The organism is Roseivirga sp. E12 (assembly GCF_017592825.1).
In the GTDB taxonomy this organism is placed as follows: Bacteria; Bacteroidota; Bacteroidia; order Cytophagales; family Cyclobacteriaceae; genus Roseivirga.
The window spans coordinates 63,366-86,716 of the sequence record NZ_JAGFMD010000003.1 but is presented as its reverse complement, the minus strand read 5'-3'; the positions used below and the strand labels follow the sequence as shown (position 1 = coordinate 86,716).

General features: G+C 42.7%; 19 protein-coding genes. 14 read left to right on the top strand and 5 right to left on the bottom strand.

All coding sequences use genetic code 11. The features are described from left to right. The 13 genes from J4E76_RS09850 (at window position 1) to J4E76_RS09790 (ending at window position 14,372) form a co-directional block, all read left to right on the top strand. Entirely contained in the window at window positions 1–201 is a 201-nt protein-coding gene (locus J4E76_RS09850) for a hypothetical protein (RefSeq protein ID WP_208503650.1), read from the top strand. A 123-nt stretch (window positions 202–324) separates the two neighbouring features. Beyond that, window positions 325–3,012, top strand: a complete 2,688-nt coding sequence (locus tag J4E76_RS09845; protein WP_208503648.1) for an SLBB domain-containing protein — start codon at window positions 325–327, stop codon at window positions 3,010–3,012. 93 nt (window positions 3,013–3,105) lie between these two features. Next, entirely contained in the window at window positions 3,106–3,540 is a 435-nt protein-coding gene (locus J4E76_RS09840) for a MarR family winged helix-turn-helix transcriptional regulator (RefSeq protein WP_208503646.1), read from the top strand. 4 nt (window positions 3,541–3,544) lie between these two features. Then, window positions 3,545–5,929, top strand: a complete 2,385-nt coding sequence (locus J4E76_RS09835; protein ID WP_208503644.1) for a 3-hydroxyacyl-CoA dehydrogenase/enoyl-CoA hydratase family protein — start codon at window positions 3,545–3,547, stop codon at window positions 5,927–5,929. Between the two features lie 25 nt (window positions 5,930–5,954). Continuing rightward, window positions 5,955–6,311, top strand: a complete 357-nt coding sequence (locus J4E76_RS09830) for a four helix bundle protein (protein WP_208503643.1) — start codon at window positions 5,955–5,957, stop codon at window positions 6,309–6,311. A 32-nt stretch (window positions 6,312–6,343) separates the two neighbouring features. After that, on the top strand, window positions 6,344–7,522 hold the full coding sequence (locus J4E76_RS09825) for an acetyl-CoA C-acyltransferase (protein ID WP_208503640.1): 1,179 nt from the start codon (window positions 6,344–6,346) through the stop codon (window positions 7,520–7,522). Between the two features lie 60 nt (window positions 7,523–7,582). Then, complete coding sequence (locus J4E76_RS09820) at window positions 7,583–7,933, top strand: four helix bundle protein (RefSeq protein ID WP_208503638.1); 351 nt, start codon at window positions 7,583–7,585, stop codon at window positions 7,931–7,933. 38 nt (window positions 7,934–7,971) lie between these two features. Next, complete coding sequence (locus tag J4E76_RS09815; protein WP_208503636.1) at window positions 7,972–9,777, top strand: acyl-CoA dehydrogenase family protein; 1,806 nt, start codon at window positions 7,972–7,974, stop codon at window positions 9,775–9,777. Between the two features lie 815 nt (window positions 9,778–10,592). After that, window positions 10,593–10,799 carry a helix-turn-helix transcriptional regulator gene (locus J4E76_RS09810; RefSeq protein ID WP_208503635.1) on the top strand — a complete coding sequence of 69 codons (207 nt, stop codon included), beginning with the start codon at window positions 10,593–10,595 and terminating at the stop codon, window positions 10,797–10,799. 75 nt (window positions 10,800–10,874) lie between these two features. Beyond that, complete coding sequence (locus J4E76_RS09805) at window positions 10,875–11,621, top strand: BglII/BstYI family type II restriction endonuclease (RefSeq protein WP_208503634.1); 747 nt, start codon at window positions 10,875–10,877, stop codon at window positions 11,619–11,621. Then, window positions 11,621–12,310, top strand: coding sequence for a BglII/BstYI family type II restriction endonuclease (locus tag J4E76_RS09800; protein WP_208503633.1), 690 nt, complete (start codon window positions 11,621–11,623; stop codon window positions 12,308–12,310). Before J4E76_RS09805 ends, J4E76_RS09800 begins: the two co-directional genes overlap by 1 nt. A 93-nt stretch (window positions 12,311–12,403) precedes the next feature. Continuing rightward, window positions 12,404–12,751, top strand: coding sequence for a helix-turn-helix domain-containing protein (locus tag J4E76_RS09795; protein WP_208503631.1), 348 nt, complete (start codon window positions 12,404–12,406; stop codon window positions 12,749–12,751). Further along, window positions 12,738–14,372 carry a DNA cytosine methyltransferase gene (locus tag J4E76_RS09790; protein ID WP_208503629.1) on the top strand — a complete coding sequence of 545 codons (1,635 nt, stop codon included), beginning with the start codon at window positions 12,738–12,740 and terminating at the stop codon, window positions 14,370–14,372. The genes J4E76_RS09795 and J4E76_RS09790 overlap by 14 nt, the downstream gene beginning before the upstream one ends. A 5-nt stretch (window positions 14,373–14,377) precedes the next feature. Here J4E76_RS09790 and J4E76_RS09785 read toward each other — a convergent pair whose 3' ends face one another. The 4 genes from J4E76_RS09785 to J4E76_RS09770 form a co-directional block, all read right to left on the bottom strand. Further along, complete coding sequence (locus J4E76_RS09785) at window positions 14,378–14,743, bottom strand: YccF domain-containing protein (protein ID WP_208503627.1); 366 nt, start codon at window positions 14,741–14,743, stop codon at window positions 14,378–14,380. Between the two features lie 171 nt (window positions 14,744–14,914). Continuing rightward, a complete protein-coding gene (locus J4E76_RS09780) occupies window positions 14,915–17,338 on the bottom strand; it encodes an ABC transporter permease (protein WP_208503625.1) in 2,424 nt (807 codons plus the stop codon). Between the two features lie 138 nt (window positions 17,339–17,476). After that, entirely contained in the window at window positions 17,477–18,640 is a 1,164-nt protein-coding gene (locus J4E76_RS09775) for an aspartyl protease family protein (RefSeq protein WP_208503623.1), read from the bottom strand. A 105-nt stretch (window positions 18,641–18,745) separates the two neighbouring features. Beyond that, window positions 18,746–21,007 carry a family 20 glycosylhydrolase gene (locus tag J4E76_RS09770; RefSeq protein ID WP_208503621.1) on the bottom strand — a complete coding sequence of 754 codons (2,262 nt, stop codon included), beginning with the start codon at window positions 21,005–21,007 and terminating at the stop codon, window positions 18,746–18,748. Between the two features lie 96 nt (window positions 21,008–21,103). On the opposite strand from J4E76_RS09770, the gene J4E76_RS09765 reads away from it, so the two are divergent. Further along, window positions 21,104–22,078, top strand: a complete 975-nt coding sequence (locus J4E76_RS09765) for an isoaspartyl peptidase/L-asparaginase family protein (RefSeq protein WP_208503620.1) — start codon at window positions 21,104–21,106, stop codon at window positions 22,076–22,078. Here J4E76_RS09765 and J4E76_RS21180 read toward each other — a convergent pair. Next, a complete protein-coding gene (locus J4E76_RS21180; protein ID WP_208503618.1) occupies window positions 22,075–23,313 on the bottom strand; it encodes a DUF418 domain-containing protein in 1,239 nt (412 codons plus the stop codon). The genes J4E76_RS09765 and J4E76_RS21180 overlap by 4 nt on opposite strands. Window positions 23,314–23,351 lie beyond the last annotated feature (38 nt).

Below are 23,351 nucleotides of genomic sequence, written 5' to 3'. Positions count from 1 at the left end.
ATGGCAAATTCCTTTAACAATTTAAGGGTAGGTAAGAAATTCCGGCTTCTCAATTTCGGAGAATCCTTTGACTTCGAAGTGTTGGAGATAATGTCTGATGGTGACTGCCAACTCAAGGACATCTATACATTAGAGAACTACTCTCTTTATGATCTTATTCGCTACGGGAAAGGTCCTGATTTTGATGTTAATGATCTGTGACCCACGTGTCATGTTTCTGCCAACAATTTGTCAACAAAACTCAAATAGTATATTGTAAACCAGAATTTTACTATTTTTGATTCCCCAAAAATGTAAGCTGGTGAATTTTTTTGGGAATAAGGAATGATAGGCACTAAACTAAAATACCTAGCAGTAAGTAGTATCTTTTTATACTTATTGTTGCTTGCACCGTTAATGGCCCTTGGTCAATCGGAACAACAAGTTAAGCAGGAACTTGAAAAAAGAGGGATTGATACCCTTGAAGAAATTCAGGCTGAACTTCGTAAAAGAGGGATGTCAGAGGCAGATGCAAGAAGACAAGCCAAACTCTATGGTTTAGATTATGATCAATACCTTCAAAAATATGTTCTCAATAAAGAAGCAACAACTACCTCAGCTGAACCTATAAACAGTATTGAACCCGACTTAGTAGATTATACAACTGAGATAAAGGATGACCGAAGTCAAATTGCCCCAACTGTGGATGTCACGAAAAAGCCAGACGACTCGGATGGACTGAAATATTTTGGATATGATGTTTTCAATAATAACCCATATGCAAATCAACAGGCACTTGTTGGTAATATAGACCCTGGATACATTGTTGGCCCCGGAGATGAATTACGTGTTTACCTATGGGGAGAAGCAGAGTTTCAGTTTGAAGGAATCGTTGACATCAATGGAAACCTCTTTATGCCGAATGTTGGCCAGGTGTTCGTCTCAGGTACTACTTATCAAAACTTGAACCAGAGGCTTAAGCAGTATTTATCTCGTTTTTATTCAGGTTTGACTAAGAACAAAATCTTCTTAGATGTTTCGTTAACCAAACTTAGACCGATCAGAATTATGGTTATGGGAGAGTCAAATAACCCCGGCTCCCATCTTATCAATGCTTTTGCCACAACATTAAACTCGCTTTACGCTTCTGGAGGAATAAAAACTTCAGGATCACTTCGTGACATAAAAGTTTTTCGAAACAACAAATTTGTTTCGACAGTCGATCTATATGACTACTTGATCAAAGGGTCAATTTCTGAAGACTTGAGACTAATGAGTAATGATGTCATTTTCATTCAAAGTAGACTGAATAGTATATCCTTGAAGGGAGAAGTGAATCGACAGGGAATTTACGAATTGAAATCAGGAGAAGGCTTAGTTGATCTTTTGGGTTTCGCTGGTGGCCTAAAACCTTCAGCTCATACTGGTGGAGTTACTATCAAGAGAATCAAGCCTCTTATTGGTAGAAATGACGATTCTGCTTTTGACCGAGAAATTATCACTATTGATTATGATCAACTTTTGCAGGATGGTGTGAATTTTCGTATTCAAGACGGAGATGAGATCACCTTTAGTAAGGTGCTAGATAAGTTCGACAACCTTGTGACAATTGCCGGTTCTGTGTTTAGACCAGGTGAGTATGAGCTGTTAGAGGACATGACTATCCGTTCTTTAATTGAAAATGCAGGAGGCTTAAGACCAAACACTTACTTTGAAAAAATTGACCTCTTCAGAAAAGATCGAAATGGCGATTTGAAGTTTAGATCTCTTTCTTTGTCCGATATTATTGGTGGCCAAATTAATTCTGACTTGAGCCTTCAACCCGATGACTCAGTAAAAATTTATAATGATCAGGAATTAGGGGCCCTACAAACAGTTTCCATCGAGGGCTTTCTTTCTGAGCCAAAGACTGTTTTGTGGAGAGAGAACTTTACGCTCTATGATTTAATCTTTATGTCTGCGAACATAGAGGACCTAGAATATCAAAATAGAATTTTGACTAGCAGGGCTGACCTGTTGAGGTATCAAGAGGGCAGAACAGACTATCAAGTAGTTCCATTCAATTTGGATAACGTCTTGGATAAGAGGTTTAATGCTGTTTTAAGGCCTAAAGACAAGGTGATTCTTTATAGCCGTGATATCAATGAGATACTGGATAAATATGTCACAATTCGTGGTGCAGTTAAGAATGAGGGTCGCTTTCTGTTAACGGATAGCATGACAGTAGAAGACTTGATATTGCAAGCAGGGGGCTTTGTACGAACTTCCTTCAAAGATTCAGTCACAGTTTCTAGAGAGAAGTTCGATTTTACAGGAAACCAAATAGCCGAGTTGAAGAGGGTTAAAACAGACATGAGCTATTTGGTGGGTATAAATACTAAATCCACTTCAAGTTATTTCCTAGAACATAACGACAATGTCTCTGTAGACAATATTCCAGGCTCCTCAGAACAAAGAAGGGTAAGTGTTGGAGGCGAAGTCAAATTTCCCGGTACATACAATCTCGAGAGCAAAGGGGAGACTCTCTCTCAATTAATCAACAAGGTAGGTGGTCTATCACCCAATGCATATCTTCCTGGGGCGACTTTCACTCGAAACGGTCAACGCTTAGCTTTTTCTTTTGATGACCTATTTAATAAAGGAAATACCAAGTTTGATATCGTTCTGCAACCTAATGATGAGATTTATTTCCCTGAGTCTGTTTATACCATTAGTGTGCAAGGTGAAGTGGTTAACCCGTCACTTCAGAAGTTTACAGAGAACCTAGGTGTAAGAGCGTATCTGAGAAACTCTGGAGGGAAGACGAAAAACGCTAAGAAGATATTCTTGACTCAACCAAACGGATTCACAAGAAAAGTAGGCTGGTTTTCGAACCCGAAAGTCTTGGATGGGGCAACAATTACTGTTTCTGCCAAACCAGCAAAAAGAGAAAGAGAGCCGGGCAAATTCCTTGAGAATTTTGGCACCATAGCAGCCATTGTCAGCTCCACACTCACCACTATATTCCTAGTACAGAGATTAGACAATAACTAAATAGCAGTTATCGACTGATCAACATCTATTTTTCAAAAAAATAGTATGCATGCATAACAAATTTTTTCTAAATTCGTAAGACCTCAAAGCCTTATGAAGAGAGAAGAAACCGTAGATCACCAAATTAAAATGTGCTGGCATGCCATTTACCGAATGTATAATCAACAGGCGGTTCAACATGAAAGCACAACTTCAATGGCCTTTGTGGTCTTGAATATAGACCCAACTGAAGGCACTCCTGCAACTAAGATTGCTCCTTTGATGGGGCTCGAATCCAGAAGTTTGACACGAATGCTCAAGAGCATGGAAGAGAAAGGCTTTATCTACCGTGAGAAAGACCCTCACGATGGTCGTTCAGTCAGAATCTTTCTTACAGAAACAGGCCAGGAAAAGCGAAGAGTATCAAGGGAAACAGTCATTCGATTTAATGAAGCCATTAGGCAATCGATTGCTGTCGAAAAACTAGATACATTCTTCGAAGTAATAACCAAGATTAATCAATTGATAGATTCAAAATCAATATTCTAAACACATGAGTCGAAGTATAAAGAAAGTAGCAGTATTAGGTTCCGGAGTAATGGGCTCTAGAATAGCTTGTCATTTCGCTAACATCGGTGTGGAAGTATTGCTGTTGGATATTGTTCCTAGAGATTTGGCTGATGACCAAAAAGCCAACCCGGCAGCACGAAATAAAATTGTAAACGATGCACTTCAGTTTGCGCTAAAATCTAAGCCTTCACCTATCTATGACAAGTCGTTTGCGAAGAGAGTGAAGACCGGAAACTTTGAAGATGATATGGCTAAAATAGCCGATGTCGATTGGATCATTGAAGTTGTCGTAGAAAGGCTTGATATCAAAAAGATTATTTTTGATCAAGTCGAGCAGCACCGTAAACCGGGGACATTAATCACATCAAACACTTCAGGTATTCCTATGCACCTAATGTGTGAAGGAAGAAGCGAAGACTTTCAGAAGCATTTTTGTGGTACACATTTCTTTAACCCTCCCCGTTATTTGAGGTTGTTAGAGATAATTCCAGGGCCGAAGACTGATCCAGAAATCATCGATTATCTAATGCACTATGGTGACCTATATCTAGGTAAGGAAACTGTTTTGTGTAAAGACACTCCTGCATTTATTGCTAACCGTATCGGGATTTACGCCATCATGTCGGCAATGCATACCATTGAGGAAATGGGGCTCACTGTTGGTGAAGTCGACCGAATGACTGGACCAATCATTGGTCGAGCTAAGTCGGCCACTTTCCGTACAATGGATGTTGTTGGTTTAGATACAACAGTGAATGTTGCTAACAACCTATATGCTGGCCTTCCTAATGATGAGTCCAAGGAAGCTTTTGTACTACCGGGCATCGTCAAGGAAGTTCACGAGCGTGGTTGGTTTGGTGATAAGTCTCGTCAGGGCTATTTCAAAAAGTCCAAAGACGCGAATGGAAAAAGAGTTATCCAAGAATTGGATCTTAAGACATTCGAATATGGTGATCGCACAAGAGCAAAATTCAAAGCGCTAGAGGCGGTCAAAGATGAGGAAAACCTCAAGGCTCGAATCAAGACACTCGTCAACTTTGATGACAAAGCAGGAGAGTTTTACAGAAAGACCTTCTACGATACATTCAAATATGTAACCTACCGTATTCCTGAGATCTCGGACGAACTATTCAGAATAGACCAGGCCGTTTGCGCAGGTTTCGCATGGCAGATGGGCCCATTTGATACTTGGGACTTACTAGGCGTCAGGTCGGTGGTCGAACAAATGGAAGGCATGGATATGAAGCCAGCCGAATGGGTTTACGAAATGTTGGACGCAGGCCACGAGTCATTCTACAAAATTGAAGGTGGCATTAAGAAGTATTATGACATTCCATCTAAGTCTTACAAGACAATTCCGGGAACGGAGGACTTAGTAATTCTCGAAAACATCAGAGAAACTAATAAGGTGTGGGGCAATGCAGGGTCAACTATCTTCGATATTGGAGATGGAGTACTTTGCTTAGAGTTCCATACAAAAATGAATGCTATTGGCCAAGAAGTGATCGAAGGCATCGAGACGGCTATTTCTTTGGCAGAGAAAGATTATAAAGGCTTGGTGATTGGTAACGAAGGAGAGAATTTCTCAGCAGGAGCCAACTTGGCAATGTTGTTCATGTTTGCGGGCGACCAAGAGTTCGATGAAGTGAACCTAATGGTAGCACAATTCCAGAATACGATGAAACGCGCTAAGTTCTCTTCGATTCCGGTTGTATCCGCGCCAGCAGGCTTGGCTCTCGGGGGTGGTTGTGAATTGTCACTTCACTGTGACGCCATTCAAGCACATGCCGAAACATATATAGGTCTAGTAGAAGTTGGTGTTGGTTTGATCCCGGGTGGTGGCGGAACCAAAGAGTTGACAATGAGAGTTGCGGACTCTATTGAAGGTGGAGACCCAGAGTTAAACCGCTTGCAAGAGGCCTTTATGAACATCGCCACTGCGAAAGTTGCGACTTCGGCAGAAGAGGCTAGGGCTATGCATATTTTGAGACCTCAAGATGGGATTACCCTGAACCGCAAGCGTCTATTGACGGATGCTAAGGCCAAAGTGCTTGAACTTCACGAAGCAGGTTATACCCAACCGATGGAGAGAAAGAATATCAAAGTGCAGGGACGAACAGGTTTGGCGCTTTTCGAAGCAGGAATCAATGGCATGTTGCTTGGAAATTATATTTCTGAACATGATGCGAAGATTGCTCGCAAGCTAGGTTGGATTATGTGTGGCGGTGATTTGACATTCCCACAAGAAGTATCGGAACAGTATTTACTGGATTTAGAGCGACAAATGTTTGTCGAGTTAACAGCTGAGCCTAAAACACTCGAAAGGATTCACAGCATTCTTTTCAAGGGTAAACCTTTAAGAAACTAGATATCAGATTTTAGACATTAGACTCATGCACAACTTTAAAGAATTGAAGGTATGGCAAAAGGCGAGAATAATGGTCAAGGAAGTTTATGTGGTAACCGCCAAACTTCCTAAGAGTGAGAAATTCAACTTGATATCACAGATGCAATCATGCGCAGTATCTGTGATGTCTAATATAGCAGAAGGTGCCGGAAGAGGGACAGATACTGATTTTGCCCGTTTTCTGGATATGGCACTAGGCTCATCTTATGAGCTAGAAAGCCAGTTAATTGTATCGGCAGACTTGAGTTATTTAGAGAGTTCTGCATTTAACGAGATGACGACCAAATTATCTGAAGTACAAAGAATGATAATTGGTTTAATGAATAAACTAAGAGGTCAGTAGTCTAATATCTGATCTCTATAATCTATAATCTAATGAATGCATATATAGTAGCAGGATATAGAACGGCAGTAGGTAGGGGAAAAAGAAGTGTTTTGAAAACAGTTCGCCCTGATGATATGGCTGCCGATGTAATCAAGCATTTGGTAAGCCAAGTCGATGGCTTTGACGCGAAACGCGTGGACGATTTGATCGTGGGTAACGCGGTCCCCGAGGCAGAGCAAGGCATGCAAATGGCCAGAATGATTTCACTCTTGTCTTTGCCGATCGAGGTGCCTGGTGTCACGGTCAACAGGTATTGTGGTTCAGGCCTTGAAGCAATTGCTTTGGCTTCGGCCCGAGTACATGCAGGGACGGCAGATTGCATAATAGCTGGTGGAACAGAGTCCATGTCAATGGTTCCTGTAATGGGATACAAAACGGCATTGAATTACAAGCTAGCGACTGAACATAATGACTATTACCTCAGCATGGGCCTAACGGCTGAGCAAGTAGCCAAAGAGTTTGATATCAATAGAGAAGAAGCCGATCAATTTGCTCTGGAATCTCATACCAAAGCTGTTGCAGCACAGGCAGCCGGTAAGTTTGATGATGAAATTGTACCGATCAAGGTGACTGACAAAGTAGTTGGTCCTGATGGAAAAATTCACGAGAAGTCATACACGGTTGATAAGGACGAAGGACCTCGGGGAGATACATCGATGGACGTACTCGGTGGTTTGAGACCGGTGTTCGCGCAAGGCGGACAGGTGACAGCTGGTAACTCTTCACCTGTTTCAGATGGCGCCTCATTTGTGATGGTGATGTCCGAGAAGATGGTGAAAGAATTGAAGTTAGAACCAATTGCTAGAATGGTGACTTACACAGCGATCGGGGTACACCCAAGAATAATGGGTATCGGTCCAGTGGAGGCAGTGCCAAAAGCCTTGAAGCAAGCAGGTTTGAAACAGTCCGACTTGGACTTAATTGAACTGAATGAAGCTTTTGCAGCGCAGTCATTAGCAGTAATCAAAGAGCTCGACCTAGATCGTTCTAGATTAAATGTGAATGGAGGGGCAATTGCATTAGGCCATCCACTAGGTTGTTCTGGTGCTAAGCTGTCGGTTCAGCTTTTCAACGAAATGAGGAGAATGGGTAATGCCAAATATGGTATGGTCACAGCATGTGTTGGTGGTGGCCAGGGAGTAGCAGGAATCTACGAGTTCCTGAAATAGTAGGGCGTATGGCGTAGTACGTAATACGATGTTCGATACGCGTACATCAATTTTATAAATATGCACAACTATAAAGAATTGAAAGTTTGGAAGCGTGCAATTGATTTTGCTCAGTTGATTTATCAGACGACTAAAGATTTTCCAGCAGAGGAGAAGTTTGGTTTGATAAGTCAGCTAAGAAGAGCAGCCGTTTCCGTACCATCAAATATCGCGGAAGGTGCTGGTCGAAACACAAAAGGAGAGTTTGGTCAGTTTTTGGGAATTGCCAGTGGTTCGCTTTGTGAAATAGAAACACAAACGATCATAGCAAAAAACTTAGAGTTAATAGGAAAAGAAGCATTTGAATCAATAAGTGAGGAGATAGATCACTTGCAAAGAATGCTTTTCAATTTGAAAAAGAGCTTGCGTTAGGTCGTGCTACGAATGACGCAATACTAATTACGAATCACATGACTACAGTTACTAAACATTCAATTAAAGGAGGCGAGTTTCTTGTCAGAGAAACAGATGCCCAGGAAGTCTTCATTCCAGAAGAGTTTTCCGAAGAGCAAAAAATGATGGCGCAAGCCTGTCAAGACTTTATCGATACCGAAATCACCCCAAAGGCGGATGAGATCGATAGTATGAAGGATCCGGAGTTGGTTCCGCAAATTTTCAAGAAGGCGGGCGAACTGGGCTTGTTAGGGATTTCCGTTCCGGAAAACTATGGTGGACTCGGCATGAGTTTCAATACGGGTATGCTGATCGCGGATATTATTGGTGCGGCAGGATCTTTCTCTACGACATATGGCGCCCATACGGGTATTGGTACGCTTCCGATTCTATACTATGGTAACGAAGAGCAAAAACAGAAATACCTTCCATTACTGGCTACAGGTCAGTGGGCGGCATGTTACTGTCTGACGGAGCCAGATGCGGGTTCAGATGCTAATTCAGGTAAGACCAAAGCGGTCCTTTCTGATGACGGTAGCCACTACAAAATCACAGGTCAGAAAATGTGGATCTCTAATGCCGGGTTCGCTGACCTCTTTATCGTTTTCGCCAAGATCGAAGATGATAAAAACCTTACTGCATTCATTGTGGAGAAAACCTTCAATGGTATTACCATGAATGACGAAGAGAAGAAACTCGGAATCAAGGGATCTTCTACACGTCAGGTATTCTTCAACGACACAGAAGTGCCTGTTGAGAATATGCTTTCCGAAAGACAAAATGGATTTAAGATTGCGGTGAACATTCTCAACATTGGCCGAATTAAACTCGGAGCCGGTGTTTTGGGTGGATGTAGAACAGTCATCTCTCAGGCGACACAGTATGCGAATGAGCGTAAGCAGTTTGATGTATCTATTTCGAGTTTCGGTGCGATCAAACACAAACTAGCCGAAATGGCTACGCGTGTTTATGTGACAGAGTCTCTGGACTATCGTGCCGGACAAAATATTGAAGATAAAATGGATGACTTGGTAGCGTCTGGAATGGATGATGCCCAAGCGAAGCTGAAAGGTGTGGAGCAATTTGCGATCGAATGTGCCATCGGAAAGATCCACAGTTCGGAAGTGCTTGATTATGTAGTAGACCAAGGCCTTCAGGTTTATGGAGGAATGGGCTACTCAGCAGATGCTCCAATGGAGCGTGCTTATAGAGATGCGCGTATCGCGAGAATTTACGAAGGGACCAACGAGATCAACCGCATGTTAATGATTGGTATGATCCTTAAGCGTGCGATGAAAGGTGAACTCAATATGTTTGAGCCAGCTATGGCCGTATCCAAAGAATTGACTGCTGTACCAACTTTCTCAACCATCGACAAGTCAGTACTTTTCAATGCCGAGAAAGAGGTGATCAAAAACTTGAAGAAGGTCTTCTTAATGGTAGGTGGAAAGGCCGCGATGGCTTTGCAAGACCGTATCGAAGACGAGCAAGAGGTGATGATGAACCTAGCCGATATCTTAATCGAGATTTACGCGGTAGAGTCGGCTATGCTTAGAACAGAGAAGCTGATCAGCATGAGAGGTGAAGAAGCCTGTGCAGATTACATCGCGATGACACAAATCTATATGGCGCAAGCCGTAGACAGAGTGAATGCCGCGGCTAAAGAAGCCATTGCTTCATTCACCAAAGGCGATGAGCAAAAGGTAATGTTAATGGGCTTAAAACGATTCACTAAAATGGATTTGGTGAACACCAAAGAGCTCAGAAGACAAGTAGCGGATACCATGATTAAAGAAGGTAAGTTCCCTTACTTCTTCGCATAATCTGTCCTATTCCTCCCCTGTAAGGGGGAGGTGGCCGTAGGTCGGAGGGGGTATTCCTACTTAAAAATAATCGTCCATTGGACACACGGGCTCAGCCCTCTAAACAAAGAAAAGCGAATCGCAAGGTTCGCTTTTTTTATTAGTTAAACCCTTCCCTGTCAGGGCGAGCCTACGAATTACCTTAAAGAAAACTAAATCCTCCCCTTTTTAGGGGGAGCCTGCCTGTCGGCAGACAGGGTGACCGAAGGTCGGAGTGGGTATTATCTCACCATGGGGGAGCCTGCCTATCGGCAGACAAGGTGCTCGAACGCTTACGCTGAAGCTTTACCGCGTTCGCATTAGCTTTTAGCGGTTGTGAAGCGAAGGCGCAAGGTCGGAGGGGGACAAACCAGAGACGAAAGCATCTTAAAACACGAAAAGGACCTCGGTACTGATATGGGTGCATATAGTATCGAGAGCCCTTTGTCGCCTTACACAAAACACAACAATTTGGATAACCAAACACGATCAAAACCTTAAGGCCTCAACCACCACACCATCTGTGAAGTGGTACAAGCTCCGTAAAGAGGCAGCAAGGCTATGATCAGTTGATGTTTGCTTCTTCCCTATCGCATCTGGGTACAGAGAAATCTAGTAGTCAATTGAATCATATGATATAGTTGTTTTAAACATCTATATAATAGCTTCAATATATTTTAAATAATATTATAAAACAAACTAAGTATAATTAAAACAAACTAAAGTGTAGTTAAAAGCAATTGTCTGACAAGAAATAGATGCGATGAATTCGGTAATTTGGGGTAAACAAGCTCCACATGCCAAAAAGACTCAATCGGATCAAGGCCGTACTGGCCGAGACCGGCCGAACCAACCTCTGGTTAGCCGAACAGCTAGATGTCAATAAAACCACTGTCTCTAAGTGGTGTACCAACGAAATGCAACCCCGCATAGATATGCTCTCTCGCATTGCTGAACAACTTGATGTAGATATCCGAGAGTTGTTGGTGGGGACTAAGAGTTAGGTTTCTTAAAGTAAATTGATGGTATCCATGTGCCATCTTGCGGTTTGGATTTATTATATTTCTTTTTTGATCATTATGTCAAATTATTACAAAAACCCCGAAGTACTCACAGTTTTTGGATACGAAGTTTACTTCACACGTTTTGCAGACTCAATTATTAAGGATCATTTTCAGGATGCTCTATCAGATTTAGAGAAGGTACTTGAAGAGTTCCAAATTACTGAGACACAACTAATTTCTGCTGGTGGAGGGTTAAGCTCAATAACACAAAACCTTAGAGACAAACTTTATGAGCACAACTGGGAAAAGATCAATATTGAGAGTGAGCATAAGGTACGAGAAAAAGTGCTTACCTCTGAAAGCCATGAGATTGATCATTACAAGGAGTTTGGCAAAGGAAATATTGGCTTAGAAATCGAGTGGAACAATAAGGACCCATTCTTTGATAGAGATTTAGAAAACTTTAGAAAGCTACATCAACTAGGAGAACTTACGCTTGGTATAATAATCACCCGTGGCGAAAGCCTTCAGCAGGAGTTGATAGAAGTATATAAAAGATTTCTGAACGATATATACCCTTATAGTATTGAGCAATTGTCAGAAAAGTTAAGTTTATCCCAGAAGGCAAGTGCAAGAATATCAAATATGGTAAGTTTTGATCGAGAAGAGTCAGTCGCTGCCATTGCACGTTTATTATGCTCATCCAAGTATGGAACCTCAACTACACACATGCAGAAACTGACTACTAGAATGGACAGAGGCGTAGGTGATCCTTGCCCATGTGTCTTGATTGGAATAGGGAAGGAAAGAATCTCTGCTTAATGAATTTTGAGATTTTCAGCTATAGGTTTGCGAGAGAAATAATTGAACATCCTACCTACGCTGCAGCAATTCATGAGATTTCAGCAGTCATAAGAGAATGTCCTTTATTTATTTGGCCAGGAAAGTCGCGTAAGAATGCTGGCTTAGAGGTAGTTCAACAGCTATTGAATGCATATTTTGATGTAGGCTTTTCATCAACTCACAGGTGGCAGTTTCACCCTGATGCTACAGGAATAAAGGGCTCCAATTTAAAGGCTGACTTCAAAAAGGATTTTAATGGCCTTACTATACAATCTGAAGTACAATTTGGAAATATGTCTAGATGGTACTCAGATATATTTAAATTTCAAACTGCGTATTCAAAGAATTTGATAAACATGGGGTTGTGCATCGTACCGATGAATAGTCTTGCAAGACGGATTGATTCTAACATTACCAATTTTGAGAGATGCATAAGGGAGCTACCCTCTGCCGATTTGTCGATTACCCTCCCTATTCTCATGGTTGGAATTTATTCCGACAATGAAACGCCCATAATCGATGTTTCTCAATCTCAATTCGATGGAATAAAGGATATAACTAGAAAAGGAAGGTCGGCTAATTTGTACAGAATAATAAATGCATATCTAAATGATCAACCAGTTGAAGATGTTTCTAGTTTATCGGAAATAGGACCAAGGCCTGCTTAGAACTTTGAAGCTGAGCCTCATATTTCGTGATGTATTGATAAATTTTGTATTGATAAATTTTGTCAAGATAAAATTTATCAATAAAATTATGTCATGAAATCCTTTGGCCAACAGATAAAGGAACTGAGAGAAAAAGAGCAATGGACACAAAGACGGCTTGCGAATGCACTTGATGTTGACGTAGCAGTTCTTAGTAGAATTGAGAATGAAAATAGGTTTCCAAAGAAGAGAGTTGGAGATATTATAAGGGTTGTATCCGACTTGTTTGATACGCCTGAGTCGTACCTCAAGTTAACATACTTAAGTGATGAGATAGCCTCAATTTTGGAAACAGAAGAAGATTACCAAGAAATCTTGAAAGTAACAGAAGCTAAGGTCCACTACGGGCGTGAAAAGAAATCTGTTCAGTCTAAACTAAATTTTGAAAATGAAAGCGATTGATTTATACAGTGGGATAGGCGGCTGGACCCTTGGCTTCAAGATGGCTGGAATAGAAGTGGTTTCCTCTTTTGAATGGTGGAAGGATGCCAATGAGACCCACAACGCTAATTTTGGAACTAAGCATAAGGAAAAAAACATTAGGGAATTAGATGTCCATAGTGATTTGCCTCCAAAAGATGAAATCGATTTTGTGGTTGGAAGCCCGCCTTGCACGCAATTTTCATTTGCCAATAGAGGTGGAAATGGTGATTTGGTAGATGGGTTAGTTGATGTAGCAAAATTTCTTGAAGTAGTGGATTACATAAAGCCGAAATACTGGGCGATGGAGAATGTTCCTAGAGTGGCTGGTATAATAGAGAAAAGTATTGAAAAGGGTGGGCCCCTGGAACGATACTCACACCTTTTTGACGATCAGTTCAGAGTCATTAAAGTCTACAACTCCGCGGACTACGGAGTTCCTCAAAACCGGAAAAGAATGATTGCGGGAAGATTTCCTTTTGGGCTTTTCGAATCATATCAGGAAGTTACTCCAAGAAGAACCCTTGGAGAAGTAGTCATGGGCCTAAAGCGAGAAAACCTCTTGGACCCGATTTATGGCCACTCACTAAAGACACTAACAGATAATATTCATGAGGCGCCATTAACGGACGAGGAAAAACGTATCAACTCTGATTCAAAAACCCATCACCCTGTTTACAATAAAATGTCCTTCCCGGATATTCTTGATAGACCTTCGAGAACTATAACGGCCCTCTGTACAAGGGTATCACGAGAGAGCATAATAATTGAAGATGACCCTGAGAAGTACAGAAGGCTGACCGTTCGAGAGCGAGGGTGTGTTCAAACCTTTCCTGCTGATTATCAGTTCCACAGCAACTCCTATGGTGGCAAACTGAAAATGATAGGCAACGCGGTTCCGCCATTGTTGACTTATTATATTGCTCAAAGTATGCTCGAAACGAGCCTAGATGAAGTAGCTGTCCCAGTAAGTGAGGGAAGGATAAATTTGTCCACGGAAAACGCACCTAAGTTTTTTAGTCCTGAAAGCAAGGGGAGTAAATTCTCTTGGAAAAGGTCTTTTTGGCTCGCAGTACCAGGCTTAAGGCTTGGTAGCGGAGTCAGGTTTGAGCTAAGAAATGTAAGTAATAAGGAAATTGAGAAAACGTTTTGGTGGGTCAATTTTTGCTACGGAAATTCCAAGAACTTGATGCAATTTCCCTTGGATAAAAGAAGCTTTGAGACAGTCTGGGAGTCCTTACAAATTATGGCCTTAGATTGCGAAATTGGTGATATCTTAATGAACTTTCAGAATTTTGTAGCTTCTGTTGACGCTCCAGGGCTGCAAGAAAACTGGACGAATAAAGACCGCTCTAAAAACAACCCGATTGAGTTGATTGATGATATCGGTAGATTCGCTTCGGAGTTAGTAGAGAGGTTAAACAGGTCAGATGCTATGACACTTGACAAGTTAAGAGAGCTTGTAGGATTCATAGGCTTGGGAGAACAAAGAAAACTAATGGAGAATGCCAATATCATAATATCCGGAATCCTTTTAGGGTCGATTTTCAATACCGTGATTACTGGCGATAGGTTCGTTTTGGATTTGGAACTTCAAGACTAACTTACTCATATCCCCCTCCCAAACGGAGCAAAAGCTAGGCCGGCTAATTTAAAGTGCTGCGCACCGAAAGGAATACCGATAATGGTAATGGTAAAGAGCAGGCCCCAGATCAGGTGAGTGAGAAATACCCAGAAGCCTCCAAAAACCAACCAGATAATATTTAAAGGAAGCGAGAGGCAACCGCTTAGTGTTCGGCCGGGCTCTATCTGCTGTCCGAAAGGGGCAAAACCTAGTATGGCCAATTTAAAGCACTGAATACCGAAGGGAATCCCCACAATGGTCAGGCATAGGGCAATGCCCCCAATGATGTATTCGAGCGCGATCATCCAGCCGCCAAATACAATCCATATAATGTTACCAATAAGGTTCATAGCTTGTTAACGATGTAGGTTCCGGATATTTTTTTCCCTCTTGAATTTAGGAATAAAAATTCCGGAATGACGCCCTAATAAGAGTTTCTAGAACTGAGATTATACACGGCCCTAATTCCCCGACTCTCTGATTACCGATTCCTGTTTACTTTTCACCTAATTCCCCAACACCTACTCATACCTTAAGGTATTCGATGGATTCATCCTTGCACTTTTAATGGTTTGGTAGCTGACCGTTAATAAGGCCACTAACAAAACAACCACTGCAGAAATGGCAAAGACCAGAGGACCAATATCTGTACGATAAGCAAAGTTATTTAGCCATCCATCCATGACGAAATAGGTCAATGGTGTTCCAATAACCACGGCAAGTAGTATCAGCAAGAAGTACTCTCGAGAAAGCAGCAGCAGAATATTCGACACCGAAGCGCCCAAGACTTTGCGTACGCCAATTTCCTTAGTACGCTGCAATGCACTAAAAGCAGATAGGCCAAAGAGCCCCAAACATGAAACGATAATCGCAAGAATGGAGAAGATGCTGAACACTGTTCCGAACTGATCTTCTTTTGCGTACTGCCTATTGAAAAAGTTGTCTAAGAAGAAATAATCCATGGGGTTTCCAGGGAAGAATTTGTCCCATGAAGCCTTCACTTGCTCCGTTAGACGAGATGTATTATTCGTTTGAAGCCTCAAAGCATAGAAAGAGTTTCCATTAGGCTGAAGGTGATAAAGTATTGGGGCAATGGTACTCTTCAATGACATTTGGTTATAGTTGTCAAGTACCGCAACCACCTCTTTGTCTTGGCCGCTATCAGTAACTTTTTGGCCGATCGCGTCCTCAGGGTTTTCGAAGCCTAGAAACCTGGTAGCCGCTTCATTGAGCATTATGCTGTTTTCATCCGTAGCAAATTCCCGGCTGTAGTTTCTACCATGAAGTATTTCTATATCGAAGTTGGGGATGTACTCATAGTCGATACCGACATGGTAAATGGTTTTAAAGTCTGAATTAGGTGCCTCTGCCCTTTTCGCTCCATTGGTCCAGAAGATCTCATCTCCAGGCACATTGGTAGCCGTACTTAAACCAGATATCGCTGCAAGGCTTGTCACCTCATTTTTAAACCCTTCTAGGTAATTGGCATAAAGAGAGTCGACTTGTAGCACACTTGGGCCCTTAAGCACCAAGGTAGATTCCATCTGAAAACCAAGGTCTCGGTTTTTCAAGAACTCCATTTGTTGATAGACAATGATAGTTCCCGCAATCAAAAAGACTGAAGAAAGAAACTGAAAAGTGACGAGTGACTTTCTCAACACCACTCCTTTTCCAGAAGTACTCAACTTGCCTTTTAACACTACAATTGGGCGGAAAGAGGAAAGCACAAATGCAGGGTAAAGCCCTGATAGGAAAGCACCGCCTAAGAATACAGACAATACGATCAGCCATGTACCTGAATTGAATATCAAAGCCAATGATAGCGGTGAACCCGTAAGATTATTGAAGTAGGGCAGTACCAAGGCCACAATCCCAACGGATACAATGGCGGCAAGGAAGTTGACCACAATGGACTCAACAATAAACTGACGAATCAACTGACCTTTATAAGCGCCCAGCACTTTTCTGACACCTACCTCGCGGGCACGCTCCATCGACTTAGCCGAAGCCAGGTTGATATAGTTAACCCAAGCAATGACTAGAATGAATATGGCGAGAATACCGAGGAAATAAACGGACTGTGCATCGCCATTTTCCTCCGGTTCGGACTCTTGAAGCAGGTTAGATTTTAAGTGAATATCATTGATGGGTTGAAGAACGAACTCCTGAAGCCTTCCGTTTCTCTCAAACTCCTCTCCCTTCAAATCATATAGGTATGCAGCAAATCGCTTGTCAAAATCTTTTGGATCAACCCCTGGACTCAGCGAGACATAGGTGTTGTGATCATACCAGCCCCATGAAGTTTCAGACTCACCTTGAGAGATATCTCTGAGTGTTGAGTGAGAAGCGAGAATGCTAAACTTAATGTGCGAGTTATTAGGAACGTCTTTTACTACACCTGTTATCAGATAGTCTTCCGTAAACCAGCTATTGCTCCATTTGAGGTATTTGCCCACGGGGTCTTCCGTGCCGAAATATTTTCGAGCGGTGCTTTCTGTAAGCACCATTTTCTTAGGACCATCTAAGGCCGTTTCAATGTCGCCCTGAATCAGTTGCCAGTCGAACATGGTCAACCAGGAAGGAGTAGCTAATTGTATCCTTTCTTCTCTAAAGTTTACATCACCATAAGAGACCACACCATCGGCAGGAAAGGCAATAGCATAGTCTTCTATCTCTGGAAAATTCTCTTTCATCGCCTTACCCACAGCAGGCACAGCGGCAGCACACTCGAAAATGGTTACACCGTCTTTATAGCTGTTATACTGAACGCGATAAAGATTATCACCATTGGAGTGGAACTTATCGTAGCTCTTTTCAAAAGTCACATACTGAAAAATGACCATACAACAGGCCATGCCGAGGGCTAAGCCGATAATATTGAGAAAAGAGAAAGCTTTGTTTTTGAGCAGGCTGCGGAAGGCAGTGCGGAAATAAGAATAGAGCATAGCTGTTAAGTTTTGAGTTGACCCGCCTATTGACGGGTTTGACCAAGTCTAATATCCTGAAATTAAACTCTTTATCAAAGACGCAAAGTCTTAACCAAAGGATGCATTGCCTTTTGATAAGCCCCAAGAGGGATCGATTTATATCATGAACGCGGGTTTTAAAGAGACAGAAAGCTTCTTACCATTGCGCATGATTTCCAAAGTCACGGAACCCTTTACACTAGATAAATAAGCTTGGCATTCATCATGTGTCATCCCTTTCTTTCCATCCACAGACAGAATGCGATCCCCGCTTTTTATGGCTGCTTTTTCCGCAGCGGAAGAGGCGATAACGTTTTCAACCTCTAGGTATCCTTGACGTTTTTTCAGCTTTAACCCACTCTTATTTTCCCTATAGGGAGCATTGAAGAGGCTATTCTTCTTAGTATACATGACCTGTTTCTTATAGTCATAGATCGTATTAAAGCGTTTGAGAATTTCAAGCCCGAGAATTCCGTTCACATTGCTCATGCTACTGACTCCGGTGGTAACGCTGGCCATCCTAATAGGTACTCCTTCAAAAGATTCTCCGAGCACCGTAAAGCTTTTCAGTCTTCCTACTTTATCTATTGAGGAATTGTTAAGAGCTCTTCCAGAATGCTCATAGTTAGGAGTTACCTTCTCTACTAATTCGTTTTCATTGACGGTTGGCGTATTAATGCGCAAGGCCAAGGCAGCACCAGTATCGACTAAGTAGGGACCGGTAACAGTCTCATCGTCTGATACGATAAGGCTACCCTCAATAATAGGGATGTTGAAAGGGGCTAGTGAAATGCTATGCGCTTCATAACCCTCGGGTGCAGTAAATCCATTGCGCGGAAAAAGGTTGATAAGCCCTTTTTCAAAATCCATTTCTACCGTATATCGGTTGAGAATGTTTGCGCCAATAATCGCATCAAGTGGGTAGTCCGGATCACCCAGGTGATCTAAGTTCATCACCAAGAAACGTTGATTTTTAAGTTCTAATTCCTCCCCTAACATCAGAAGGTTGTTAGTTGAAGCCTTGATAGAGACAGGACCCGATGCGCCCATTACCGTCTGCGTACCAGCAGTGGTAATCCCGATTTCATCTGCCACTTCTTCACTGGCTAGGTTGGCTGCAGCGCCCGTATCAAATACGATATTGATGGGCCTTCCATCATTGATTTGTCCCTTGATATAAATATGTCCCAGATGGATTTCGAAGGGTAATGAAACAATAGGCTCATTGGCCTTTGCCACACTACCGACCAACAGAAGTGCTACTACAATAAGATTTCTCATAATGACCGTTTCCCTAATATACAGAGAGCCTACTAGAGAAGTTGCAAAATGATGTGAGCGTTAACACACGTTAAGAATAACATTGGCCTTTGACCGAAGGCGCTCTCAATGCTTAAGCATACTGGCTGGGATGGTTTGCTTTTCCATGTTAGGCCCCTCGATCAGTATGCGCAATGTTTCCCCACCACCAGCTTCGAAATAGCGTACTTCAAAAGGATGAAAACCTGCTTTTAGTGCAATTTGCCCTTGTACCTCCTGGGGACCGTGTGGGCCATCATTGTCTACTACCATTTGGTTATGTATCCAAAGTGCGCTGCCATCGTCTGAACGCGTATGGAATGTGTAAATGCCATCTGTTGGCACTTGGATCATTCCTTGAAATTGCATACCAAAGGTGAGAGGCATGTTTTTCGGCAGGTCGATGGAGGTCACAACTTCAGAGCTACTAGCCGCCTGGCCTTCGAGTTGTGTAACACTGTTGAAGGTGCCTTTAAATAATGATGCTCTCAAGCCATCATCGGCTTTGAGCGGTTGGATATCACTGACTAACTGAGCTTTTTTATAGTGAGCAGTACGGACTACACTTGAGTTTCCATTTGCACCAATGACTACGGCTTTAACAGTAATTGGTCCTGCGGACAAATCGACTGTAAAAGAACCTGTATAGAGGTTGGCCTTATCGTCTGGGTCGGTTCCATCTAAAGTATAGAAGATTTTTGCCTTTTTTAAGCCTGTCTTTAAGCTAATGGTTTGTTCATCGGCTAAAGATAGGCCATCCATTAAGCCTTCCGGCACATCAATAAAATAGTTGACGTCTCGGGCATCTAGCAAGCTGTATTGATGGCCCAATTTCTTTTGAAAACCCTCCCAGTCTTTGTTTTCAGGCTGGGTCCAAACAGTTTCGGATAAGGCTAAGGCCCTTGGGTATACCATATACTCTACATAGTCAGAGGTCTTCATGTACTCGGTCCAAACGTTAGCTTGGGCCCCTAGCACATGCCGGTGATGTTTTTCTTCTAGACCTGCAGGAATTGGTTCATAGTGATAGACACTTTCTAGGGTTGTAAACCCGCCAATAGCTAGAGGCTGAGTTGCAGGGTCAGCTTGGTAGTGGTCAAAGTACATGTCGGCATTTGGAGACATTACTACATCGTGGCCGGCTTCTGCCGCTTCAATACCTCCGGCTACACCGCGCCAAGACATTACGGTAGCCTCAGGTGCTAGTCCGCCTTCTAGGATCTCGTCCCAGCCGATCAACTTTTTGCCTTTATTGACCAAAAATTTCTCCATGCGTTTGATAAAATAGCTCTGAAGCTCGAACTCGTCTTTAAGCCCCTCACGCTTGATTACCTGTTGGGCCAATTTGCTCTTTTTCCAAACCGCTTTCGGTGCCTCATCTCCTCCTATGTGGATATACTCTCCTGGAAACAAATCGATCACTTCGGTTAATACATCCTCCAGAAACTCAAAGGTCTTTTCACTAGGGCAATAGATGTCATCATAGACTCCCCATCTGGTGCCTACTTCATAGGGACCCGGTCCGCAGCCCAGTTCAGGGTAGGCAGCTAAAGCACCAAGGCTATGACCGGGCATTTCTATTTCAGGAACAACGGTAATTTGTCTTTCTGCTGCATAAGCAACCACTTCTCTGATTTCATCTTGGGTGTAGAACCCGCCATAAGGCTTTCCGTCACCCACATATGGGTCGAAGTTCTTGGCCACCATCGTCTGCTTGCGCTGGCTTCCGATTTCCGTCAATTTTGGATATTTCTTGATTTCAATTCTCCATCCCTGATCCTCTGTCAAGTGCCAGTGAAAGGTATTGAGCTTGTAGAATGCCATCAGGTCGATATACTTTTTCACAAACTCAACAGGAAAGAAATGACGACCAACATCAAGGTGGAGCCCTCTCCACGCAAAGCGAGGTTCATCATTGATGGTCATAAACGGGAGTACCGCAATGTGCTTGTCTGCGGGAAGCATTTGAATGAGAGACTGCGTACCATAGAAGAAGCCCTTGGAAGTGGAGGCTTCAATGGTCACACCTTCATGATTTACTGTAAGCGCGTAGGCCTCTTCGGCCAACTCTGAATTTTCTTTGAAATGGATTTGAGCATTTCCAGACTCATGCAGCTCAGAAGCCCAACCCACAGACTTGAAATAGTCATGTAGAAAAAGCATCACTTCATTAGCCTTTTCCGATTCAGAGAGAAGAATTGGTCGGCTATTCAGGTTGAAATGCTTGTTAAGGTCGTACGTTATGCTTTGAGGTTGGGGAACAATTTGTGGGGTGATTACTTCAGGTGACTTTGATTGACAACCGGCTAAAAATACAAGGGCGATTGCCAGCACTAAAAATTTTTTCATGGCGGAAGTTATCCAGTTTGAGGGAAAAATGAAATGCATTGATCAACGGTTAAGCAGAAGCCGTATGATTTCAATATCTTGATCAAAATTCTGAAAATGGCAAACCGAAGAAAATTTCTCAAATCATCGATCTATAGTGGCTTAGCAGTAACCACAGCTAGTTTAAGCAGCATGGCCTGCGAGGCGCCAAAAGACCCTAAAAAGCCGATAGTGATTTCTACTTGGAATCATGGAATGGAAGCCAATGCTGGAGCCTGGGAAGTGCTTTCAAAGAAAGGACGTGCCGTTGACGCAGTTGAAAAGGGCGTTCGGATTACCGAAGATGATCCCAATAACGCTACGGTGGGTATTGGTGGTTTTCCTGATAGAGACGGTGTCGTCACCTTAGACGCTTGCATCATGGATGAGTTCGAGAACTGTGGATCAGTAGCTTTTCTTCAGAATATCAAAAACCCAATTTCGGTAGCCAGAAAGGTAATGGATGACACACCCCATGTTATGCTGGTGGGTGAAGGCGCAAGACGTTTTGCTGTGGAGAAGGGGTTTAAGGAGGAAAATCTCTTGACCGAAAAGTCAGAGAAAGCCTGGAAGAACTGGTTGAAGAATCAGGACTACAAGCCTAAAATTAATGTTGAGAACCACGATACCATCGGTATGGTAGCCTTGGATGATATGGGCAATTTATCAGGAGCTTGTACCACGAGTGGTGCAGCATGGAAAATGCATGGGCGCGTGGGTGATTCTCCAATCATAGGCGCTGGCCTCTATGTAGACAATGAAGTAGGAGCCTGCACTGCAACGGGTTTGGGAGAGTTTGTCATTAAAATTTGTGGTGCCCATATGATTGTCGAACTAATGCGACAAGGCCTGTCCCCGAGTGAGGCTTGTAAACAAGCCGTTGAACGTATAGTTCGCAAATATCCTAACGACTACAAAGACCTTCAGGTGGGCTTCTTGGCATTGAGCAAAAGCGGAGAGTACGGGGCCTACTCCATACATAAGGGCTTCAACTTTGCGGTAAAATCAAATGATCAGGAAGAGTTGATTGACGCACCGTATTACGGTAGCTAATCGTTTTTGCTCATGGATTGCACTTTGCCATAGGTCAGCGAACGCCAAAGCCACTCAAACGGGCCGTATTTAAAGCTTTTGAGCCAGATGCTGGCGAAGGCTATATTGAATACCCATATGGCCAGCACAACAACCAACTGGAAAGACCGATCGAGATCTCCAAATAGGGCCAACCCATGGCCATAAAACAAGAAGCTGCAAATAATGGTCTGCATTAAATAGGTGCTCAGTGCCATTCTACCTACATCAGCCATCCTTCTGGAGATAAAACCTCTTGCCGAGTCCTTGGTGAGGATCATTACAACACCGACATAACCAAGTGCGACTAAAACAGAACCCCAATAGTTAAGTTGGGAAAAGAAAAAGAAACTTAATCGGAAATCCCATTCATAATTAAAATCAAGTATGGTACCCATAACTACGAGGGGAAGACCAAGTCCAAGGCCGTAGCCAATCATTTTGCTGTAGTATTTGGTGCTCTGTTTCCCTTTAAAAACACGTCTTTTATACAGGGCCATTCCAATAAGCATTAGGCCCGCTACCTTCCAGAAAGTCTCAAAGACAAAAATGGTAGTTTGCATTTGAAAAGCCTGTGGCGCTCGGTAGAGAATTTGGCGTTCCCATGTCCCTCGATAATATTCTATCTCTTCAGAAATAGCACTGGCTTCTGGCGTCCAGATTTCTGTTTCCGTGGCGTCATATTCGCCTGGTTCCCATACTGGCGTTGTATAGCCAATGATCAAACTGAGAGCCGACCCTATTATCAATAGAATTACACCAGCCTTCATCTGTACCCCCGACTTCTTACTTCGGAACATAAACATGAAAAAGGCACAAATGGCGTAGATAAATAAAATATCGCCATACCAAAGTAAGTAGGCGTGCACTAGTCCGAAAAGAGCCAAAAAGACAAAGCGTCTGTTTTGTAAATCTGTCGATCGCATGTGCTCTTTTCTCGCCTTCTGAGAAAGCATCACAATACTCGCACCGAACATCATAGAGAAGATCGCCATGAATTTTTGATCGGCAAAGACATGACTCATTAGCCAAACCCAAAGGTCATTGCCAGAAAGATTTTCGTAAGCTGTAGGATTACTATAGGCCACGGAAGGCATAGCAAAACTCTGAATGTTCATGACCAAAATGCCTAATACGGCCACACCTCTCAATATATCCATCGAGACGATCCGAGCATTAGGGTCGACAGGGTTTAGAATGTACGTAGCTTTGGTCACTAAGCTGGAAAATTATGCATTATCGGGGAATATTAAAA

Excerpts from the sequence above, each read along its gene's own strand:
- J4E76_RS09800 (WP_208503633.1), top strand. The coding sequence starts at position 11,621 with ATGAATTTTGAGATTTTCAGCTATAGGTTTGCGAGAGAAATAATTGAA.
- J4E76_RS09830 (WP_208503643.1), top strand. The coding sequence starts at position 5,955 with ATGCACAACTTTAAAGAATTGAAGGTATGGCAAAAGGCGAGAATAATG.
- J4E76_RS09775 (WP_208503623.1), bottom strand. The coding sequence starts at position 18,640 with ATGAGAAATCTTATTGTAGTAGCACTTCTGTTGGTCGGTAGTGTGGCA.
- J4E76_RS09850 (WP_208503650.1), top strand. The coding sequence starts at position 1 with ATGGCAAATTCCTTTAACAATTTAAGGGTAGGTAAGAAATTCCGGCTT.
- J4E76_RS09820 (WP_208503638.1), top strand. The coding sequence starts at position 7,583 with ATGCACAACTATAAAGAATTGAAAGTTTGGAAGCGTGCAATTGATTTT.
- J4E76_RS09835 (WP_208503644.1), top strand. The coding sequence starts at position 3,545 with ATGAGTCGAAGTATAAAGAAAGTAGCAGTATTAGGTTCCGGAGTAATG.
- J4E76_RS09840 (WP_208503646.1), top strand. The coding sequence starts at position 3,106 with ATGAAGAGAGAAGAAACCGTAGATCACCAAATTAAAATGTGCTGGCAT.
- J4E76_RS09805 (WP_208503634.1), top strand. The coding sequence starts at position 10,875 with ATGTCAAATTATTACAAAAACCCCGAAGTACTCACAGTTTTTGGATAC.
- J4E76_RS09765 (WP_208503620.1), top strand. The coding sequence starts at position 21,104 with ATGGCAAACCGAAGAAAATTTCTCAAATCATCGATCTATAGTGGCTTA.
- J4E76_RS09815 (WP_208503636.1), top strand. The coding sequence starts at position 7,972 with ATGACTACAGTTACTAAACATTCAATTAAAGGAGGCGAGTTTCTTGTC.
- J4E76_RS09810 (WP_208503635.1), top strand. The coding sequence starts at position 10,593 with ATGCCAAAAAGACTCAATCGGATCAAGGCCGTACTGGCCGAGACCGGC.
- J4E76_RS09790 (WP_208503629.1), top strand. The coding sequence starts at position 12,738 with ATGAAAGCGATTGATTTATACAGTGGGATAGGCGGCTGGACCCTTGGC.
- J4E76_RS09825 (WP_208503640.1), top strand. The coding sequence starts at position 6,344 with ATGAATGCATATATAGTAGCAGGATATAGAACGGCAGTAGGTAGGGGA.
- J4E76_RS09780 (WP_208503625.1), bottom strand. The coding sequence starts at position 17,338 with ATGCTCTATTCTTATTTCCGCACTGCCTTCCGCAGCCTGCTCAAAAAC.
- J4E76_RS09785 (WP_208503627.1), bottom strand. The coding sequence starts at position 14,743 with ATGAACCTTATTGGTAACATTATATGGATTGTATTTGGCGGCTGGATG.
- J4E76_RS09770 (WP_208503621.1), bottom strand. The coding sequence starts at position 21,007 with ATGAAAAAATTTTTAGTGCTGGCAATCGCCCTTGTATTTTTAGCCGGT.
- J4E76_RS09845 (WP_208503648.1), top strand. The coding sequence starts at position 325 with ATGATAGGCACTAAACTAAAATACCTAGCAGTAAGTAGTATCTTTTTA.
- J4E76_RS09795 (WP_208503631.1), top strand. The coding sequence starts at position 12,404 with ATGAAATCCTTTGGCCAACAGATAAAGGAACTGAGAGAAAAAGAGCAA.